The organism is Microtetraspora sp. NBRC 13810, assembly GCF_030268685.1.
Classification (GTDB): Bacteria; Actinomycetota; Actinomycetes; order Streptosporangiales; family Streptosporangiaceae; genus BSRQ01.
On sequence record NZ_BSRQ01000040.1, the window covers coordinates 21,392 to 28,119 of the forward strand.

Sequence of the window (6,728 nt, forward strand, 5' to 3'; positions counted from 1 at the left end):
CCCGGGTGGCGCGTAGGGTGGGCGGGAGGCCGGCGGCGACGCCGTACGCGTGAGGAGGCGAGCACGTCCACATGGGCATGATCATGGCCGTGAGCTTCACCCGGTACGGCAGGCTCTACTACCTGGATCCCGGCGGGCACGAGCCCAAGGTGGGGGACAAGGTGCTGGTGCCGACCGACTCGGGGCCGGAGGTCGCCGAGTGCGTGTGGGCGCCGCAGTGGGTCAGCGAGGACGTCGACGGGCTGCCGGTCTGCGCGGGCGTCGCCCAGGAGGAGCACCTCACCCGCGACGACGCCAACCGCCGGCGGCGGGCCGAGGCGCGCAGCGTCTCCAAGCGGCTCATCAAACGGCACGAGCTGCCGATGAAGGTGGTCGGCGTCGACTACCTCGACGAGGACAACGTCTACACGGTCTACTTCTCCGCGCCGCACCGCGTGGACTTCCGCGCGCTCGTCCGCGACCTCGCCAGGAACCTGCGGGCCAGGGTCGAGCTGCGCCAGATCGGCCCGCGCGACGAGGCCCGGCTCCAGGGCGGCATCGGCCCCTGCGGGCGGGACCTGTGCTGCGCGACGTTCCTGAAGGACTTCGAGCCGGTCTCCGTCCGGATGGCCAAGGACCAGGACCTCCCGGTCAACCCGCTGCGGATCGCCGGGGCGTGCGGGCGGCTGATGTGCTGCCTCAAGTACGAGCACCCGCTCTACGTCAAGGCGCACGAGTCCATGCCGCGCCTCGGCGCCAAGGTGGACACGCCCGAGGGCTCCGGCACCGTCGTCGGCCGCAACGTGCCCTCTGACTCGGTCGTGGTGCGCCTGGACGACGGCGGGCGCCGCTGCGCCTGCCCCTCCGCCTCCGTCTGCTCACCGCGCAGGCAACACGACGCGATGTACTCCGGCGAGTGACGGGACCGCCACGGTCCGGCGCGCGGCTAGGATGCGACGGGGTCCGGCGGTTGTGACGGGTTGTGACGGGTTGTGACGACGAAGGGTTCTGTTGTGAGGCCGAGCGGTCTGGGGCTGAGCGGTGAAGGGCTGAGAGGTCTGGGGCGGCGAGTCGCGGCGGTCGGTCTGGCCTCGGTGTTCCTCGCCGCCGGATGCGCGAGCACGCCTACCGCGCAGGCGCCCCGGGAGGTCACCTCCCCGCCCAGTGACGGCCTCGCCGCCTACTACGCCCAGAAACTCGACTGGTCCGGCTGCGGCGACGGCTTCGACTGCGCGAAGCTCTCCGTCCCACTCGACTACGCCCGTCCGGGCGGCGAACGCATCAAGATCAGCGTGATCCGTCTAGCCGCCACCGGCGACCGCATCGGCTCCATCCTGATCAACCCCGGCGGTCCCGGCGGCTCCGGCATCGGATACGCCCGCGCCGCCAGGTCCGTCCTGTCGGCCGATGTCCGGGCCCGCTTCGACACCGTCGGCTTCGACCCCCGGGGCGTCGGCGAGTCCGCCCCCGTCCGCTGCCTGTCCAAGGCCCAGCTCGACGGCTACCTCTCCCTGGACAGCACCCCCGACTCACCCGCCGAGGTCACCGCCCTGGAAGAGGGCTCACGCCGCTTCGCCACCGGCTGCGACACCGAATCGGCCAAGCTGCTCCCGCACGTCGGCACCGTCGACGCGGCCCGCGACATGGACATCCTGCGCGCCGCCCTCGGCGACGCCCGCCTCACCTACCTCGGCAAGTCCTACGGCACCTTCCTCGGCGCCGTCTACGCCGACCTGTTCCCCGCCAACGTCCGCGCCCTGGTCCTCGACGGCGCCGTCGACCCGTCCCTCGGCCCGCTCGACCTGAACGAGACCCAGTCCGAAGGCTTCGAGGTCGCCATGCGCGCCTTCCTCGAAGACTGCTTCGGCGACGCCGCCTGCCCCTTCAGGAGCCGCGACGTCGAAGGCGCCCTGAACGAGCTCAACACGCTCTTCCGCCGCGCCGACCTGACCCCGCTGCGCAACACCACCGGCGACGGCCGCCAGGTCACCGAATCCTGGACCATCACCGGCGTCCTCACCCCGCTCTACGACCGCCGCTCCTGGCCCGCCCTCCGCCAGGCCCTCGGCGAGGCGTTCAAGGGCGACGGCACCAGCCTCCTCCGCATGGCCGACCTCCTCCTCGACCGCCGCCCCGACGGCTACTCCAACCAGACCGAGGCCAACATGGCCATCAACTGCATCGACTACACCTACCCCCGCACGGTCGACGCCTACGCCACCGCCGCCGAGAAGGCCGCCCAGGAGTCCCCCCGTTTCGGCGCCCCCGTCATGTGGGGCTTCCTCCCCTGCGCCTACTGGCCCGCCCGCACCACCCGCACCACCGAGCCCCTCGACGCCAAGGGCGCCCCGCCCATCCTCGTCGTCGGCACCAAACGCGACCCCGCCACCCCCTACGCCTGGGCCGAAGCCCTGGCCGGCGAACTCTCCTCCGGCGTCCTCCTCGGCTTCGACGGCGACGGCCACACCGCCTACCTCACCGGCTCCTCCTGCATCGACAAAGCCGTCGACACCTACCTCATCACCCTCACCCCACCCGCCGACGACACCCAGTGCCCGAAGATCCCGTAACTCCACCTTTCATAGACCTACGGCGGATCGCGGACGTCCACCCCGCGCGAAACCCCCACCGGACCCTGTAGACTCTCTCCCGTCGTGCGCGAGCACGGCACGCCGCCTTAGCTCAGTCGGCCAGAGCGACGCACTCGTAATGCGTAGGTCAAGGGTTCGATTCCCTTAGGCGGCTCCAGTTCTCACCAGGGCGTTCTCCACTAGGAGAGCGCCCTGTGATCGTTTGCAGTTGCATTTCCCGTTGCAGTTGTCTCGGATGAGCGCGTGCCTGTCTGGAGGCATCGATTTCTACGTGCTGGCGGGAAGAAGCGGTCTCGACTCCATCCGGTCGATACGGTGGCCGTCTATGAGCAGCGTCCCGCCGACTGAGTGGCAGTTCCTCGGCCTCAACGCCGACAATTGGATTGCGATCAGCAGTGCTGTCGTAGCGCTGCTGGGAGTTGCACTGGCTGTCAGGTACGCCAGGAGGTCTGCCAAGGCTGCTCAAGAATCAGCTCAAGTGGGAAGGGACGCGGCGCAGGCCGGGAAGGAGGCTGCCGACGCAGCTCGGCGGTCAGCAGAAGAAGCGGCGACCATCTCACAGATCGAACGAGAGCGTCGGCATGATGACCTCGGACCGGCCCACCCTGGCGAGATCGTGGCTGTGGCAGAGCAGACCAGCGGAGGGCGGAGTCTCTTCGGATCCATCACCGTGGCCCGCGGCTACAGAGTCAAAGCCACCGGCTGGAACGGTACTGCATCGACGCTGATCAGCCTGCCGCTAGTGCTGCACGCCAACCAGCCCTACCGGTTCCACATCGAGCATTTCCCGGCGGACGCGCAGAAGCCGACGACAGAGGAGCTGCGATTTGCCTTCTGGTCGCCCATAGCCGAGGACGAGGTGCCTACGTGGTCGTGTCCGTGTAGTCGGCCGACCGGTGAGCAGGCCGATGGGGCAGGGCACTGGGAACTGCGGGTTCCAGTGGGCTACAGGCGTCCTCCGCGAGTCCGTGGTTTCTAAGCTGTCCAGCAACGTCGTGTTGTGCGGATGCTTGGTCTCGTACCGCTGATCACTTGCTTGGTGCTGGGCAGGCTACTCACGGAAGGATTGCATTACTTCGGAGGACGCCAGCCAGATTTGCCGCTTGCTCCATGTATAGATTGATCTCTGATGTCGCCATCCTTTTCGAATGTGACCTCGCCGGTGTACGCGTTACGCCAGACCTCGCGATAGATGCCGCGATCTCGATCCAAGAGCGTGGTCGAGATCTCTAGTTGGCCTCTATCGTGCCGCCAGGTAACCCGTTCGCGTACTTCGACTAGGGGGCGACTCAGTGGCTGAATGCGCGCTCTGACCAACGACTCTGTCGGGGGAGTGGGCAGTTGCTCAAGCCGACCGTCAACGAACCTGGCGCGGACCGTATGCGGCATCACTTTTACGTCTTGCCGTAGATTCCCAGGTCCTGGATTGCACCTACTGCAAAGCAGTAGACCACTGTCGCGAGGCGCACCACACAGACCACAAGGCCGATCTCGGAACATAGATAGATTATAACCGCTATGTTCACGCCCAGCTGGTTCCGTATATGCAGGGTAGAACAAGACAGGGCGAACGCCTTCGACAGCCCGCCCTGTGAACTGTTTCCCGTTTACTTATCCCCACAGGGCTTTGCCCATGCGTTTGGCGGCTTCCCGGGCCATCGGGGTTGCCACGTGGGTGTAGCGCTGGGTCACTCGGATGTCGGAGTGGCCGAGCACTTCCATGACGACGCGGACGTGTACGCCCATGTCGACGAGGAGTGTCCCCGCGGTGTGACGACCGTCGTGGACGCGTACGTCGCGGACGCCGGCCTCCTGGAGGATCTCCTTCCACTCCTCCCAGTCGTGGCGTGGGTCGATGGGCCGCCCGTCCAGCCGAGGGAAGACGAGATCGTGATCCTCCCAGTCCTCGTGGCCGGACTCGCTCTCGACGACTTCCCGTTGTGCTCGGAGGAGCGGAACCAGTTCGTCCGGCAGTGGGATCGCACGCTTGGACTTGCTCTTGGGGCGGCGGAAGCCGAGACCGCCGCCCTGCCGCTTAGGGCAGGTGCTCGCGTGGCGGGTGCAGTCCTTCGGGCAGGGATTCTTGATCTCCGGGCAGACATGGCCACGCTTGGTGCAGCCGGGGGCGCAGGTGTCACGGTGCTGGTGCCTCTCGCACTCCTTCGGGCAGGGGTGGGTGTGCTTGCCCTTCGTGCACGCTGTCGGGTCGCCGCAGCCGTGCTCCCACTTCGTCCGCTGGACCTGCCACCAGATCTTGACCTCTTGGTCGTCGAGGTCGACGTACTTCCAGCGGAGTCCGAGCGCTTCTCCCTGCCTGAGCCCGAGGGCCAACCCGACGATCCAGCGGACCCCGTTACGCCGCCCCTCGACGGCCTTGAGGATCTTATGGACCTCACTACGGCTCAGCGGCTCTATCTCGACGTCGCCGACGCCGGGGGACTCGACAAGCTTGGCTACGTTCCGGCCGACCTGGTCACGTCGCATGGCGATCTCAAGGGCACGCGAGATGATCCGGTGCACCTTGAGGATGTGTGACTCGGCCTTACCGGCATCGGCCATGGCGCTGTAGAGCTTGTCGAGGTGTTCCGGCAAAATCCGGTCAAGGCGGTGCTTGCCGAGGTGCGGAGTGATCCAGTTCCGGTTCTTGCTTCGGTAGTCGTCGAGGGTTCGAGGGGCCATCTTCCCCGTGGACACAAGGCGGGCGCAGATCGTTTCCAGGTAAGTCGTCATCCACTGCTCGACGGTGGGGCGCTGGCCCGGCTTGCTTGTTTTACCAGCGTCGCGGAGCTTCTCCAGCTCGCGGACCTTCCGGGTGACCTCAGCTTCCGTCGCGCCTTCGCGGTGGCGTCGGTCGGGAGCGCCGTTGTCCTTGACGCCCATCACCACCCAGCCATGCCACTTGCCGTCCTTGCCCAGATAGATGGACGACCGCCCGTTCGGCTTGCGTGATCGAGCTGTCATGTCACTTCTCCAGTTCGGATACGAAAGCCATGAGGGCAGCGAAGGTGACACGGTGGCAGCCGTCGATGCGGACGGAGCGCAGACGGCCAGAGTTGATCAGCTCGTAGGTCTTGGTCTTGCCGAGGCCGAGCTTCCGGGCGGCGTCGCGCACGGTGAAGAGAAGCGGGTCGTCAGTGCTCAAGGGCGCGGACATTGGTCACCTCCGGCGGATCGGCGATCTGCGTACCAGTCAGAGCAGCGGCGAGGAGGGCGTCTCCGAGGGAGAGGCCTTGTCCGGCGTACTCCCAGTGGGTGATGACGAGGGTGGTGTCTTCGTCGAAGAGGGGCAGGCGGCCGGTGGTGATGGCTTCTTCTCGCATGTGGTCGGTGCGTTCGGTGCGGATCGCGCCGAGGGTGGTGGAGTAGCGGCGGGATTTGGTGGAGAAGTGGCCGCGGAAGCCCAGCATGTGCGCCCATTGGGCAAGGCGGAGGTCGGTCAGTTCGTCGAGTGCGCCGAGGCGTTGGCATTCGGTGATGAGGCAGCGTGCGTGGTCGCGGAGGTTGAAGGCGGTCAGGTCGTCGAGGGGGTTGATGCGGCGGTCGAGGGTGCCGACGCATTCGGCGGCTTTGGTGGCGTATTTGGCGATGTAGGCGGCGACGGCTTGTTCGGTGAGGTCGCCGGTCATGGTGATGGGGCGAATGTCGAGCTGTGCGCCCCAGCGGAACGCCCGAGCCGGTAGGCCGGGTGCCGCTGGGCTGGTGACGGTAACGGCGGTGACGGCGTGCTGTACGGCTTGCGCCAGGAGGTCGGCGGTTGCCCAGGCAGGCGGGGCAGAGGTGGGTCCGTTAGGGCCGTCGAGACGGATGACGGCGTGGAAGTGAACGACGCCGCGCCGCTGGTACTCAGCGACCTTGGCGAAGGACACGGTGAGCTGGTCACGCATCTCGCGTTGGGTGAGTCCGGCGGTCTTGGCCAGGCGGCGGCGGAGCGCTTCGGTGAAGCGGCGCCACAGTTCCGGGGACAGGGCGTTGAAGAGGACTGAGCCGGTGTAGTCGTAGCAGTCCGGGCACAGCGGCTCGCCCAGGCATGCGGGCATTCCCCCTTGAACGAGGACACCTCGAAGACTGGATCTTGAGGTCCAGGGGAAGAGATGTTCCTGATGGTGATGAAGAACTACCCACCCGAGTTCAAGGCCGACGCGGTGGCGTTGGTGTTGT

6 protein-coding genes and 1 tRNA gene are annotated in these 6,728 nt (G+C 67.0%); 4 read left to right on the forward strand and 3 right to left on the reverse strand.

What is annotated here, in order from left to right; translation table 11 throughout:
• The first annotated feature begins 83 nt into the window (after nt 1-83).
• The 4 genes from QSK26_RS40965 (at nt 84) to QSK26_RS40980 (ending at nt 3,549) form a co-directional block, all read left to right on the forward strand.
• Nucleotides 84-899, forward strand: coding sequence for a PSP1 domain-containing protein (locus tag QSK26_RS40965; protein WP_502888808.1), 816 nt, complete (start codon nt 84-86; stop codon nt 897-899).
• A 93-nt stretch (nt 900-992) separates the two neighbouring features.
• Entirely contained in the window at nt 993-2,549 is a 1,557-nt protein-coding gene (locus QSK26_RS40970) for an alpha/beta hydrolase (protein WP_285780773.1), read from the forward strand.
• A 101-nt stretch (nt 2,550-2,650) separates the two neighbouring features.
• Nucleotides 2,651-2,727: transfer RNA gene (locus QSK26_RS40975), tRNA-Thr, on the forward strand.
• A 168-nt stretch (nt 2,728-2,895) separates the two neighbouring features.
• On the forward strand, nt 2,896-3,549 hold the full coding sequence (locus tag QSK26_RS40980) for a hypothetical protein (RefSeq protein ID WP_285780774.1): 654 nt from the start codon (nt 2,896-2,898) through the stop codon (nt 3,547-3,549).
• Nucleotides 3,550-4,181: 632 nt separating this feature from the next.
• Here the strand turns inward: QSK26_RS40980 and QSK26_RS40985 are convergent.
• The 3 genes from QSK26_RS40985 to QSK26_RS40995 form a co-directional block, all read right to left on the reverse strand.
• Nucleotides 4,182-5,531: a tyrosine-type recombinase/integrase gene (locus QSK26_RS40985; protein WP_285780775.1), complete on the reverse strand. Its 1,350-nt coding sequence runs from the start codon at nt 5,529-5,531 to the stop codon at nt 4,182-4,184.
• A 1-nt stretch (nt 5,532) separates the two neighbouring features.
• Nucleotides 5,533-5,712, reverse strand: a complete 180-nt coding sequence (locus QSK26_RS40990; protein WP_285780776.1) for a helix-turn-helix domain-containing protein — start codon at nt 5,710-5,712, stop codon at nt 5,533-5,535.
• The coding region (locus tag QSK26_RS40995) for a replication initiator (RefSeq protein ID WP_352244491.1) at nt 5,702-6,728 on the reverse strand (1,027 nt) is incomplete at its 5' end. The genes QSK26_RS40990 and QSK26_RS40995, both read right to left, overlap by 11 nt.

Excerpts from the sequence above, each read along its gene's own strand:
- QSK26_RS40965 (WP_502888808.1), top strand. The coding sequence starts at position 84 with ATGGCCGTGAGCTTCACCCGGTACGGCAGGCTCTACTACCTGGATCCC.
- QSK26_RS40980 (WP_285780774.1), top strand. The coding sequence starts at position 2,896 with ATGAGCAGCGTCCCGCCGACTGAGTGGCAGTTCCTCGGCCTCAACGCC.
- QSK26_RS40985 (WP_285780775.1), bottom strand. The coding sequence starts at position 5,531 with ATGACAGCTCGATCACGCAAGCCGAACGGGCGGTCGTCCATCTATCTG.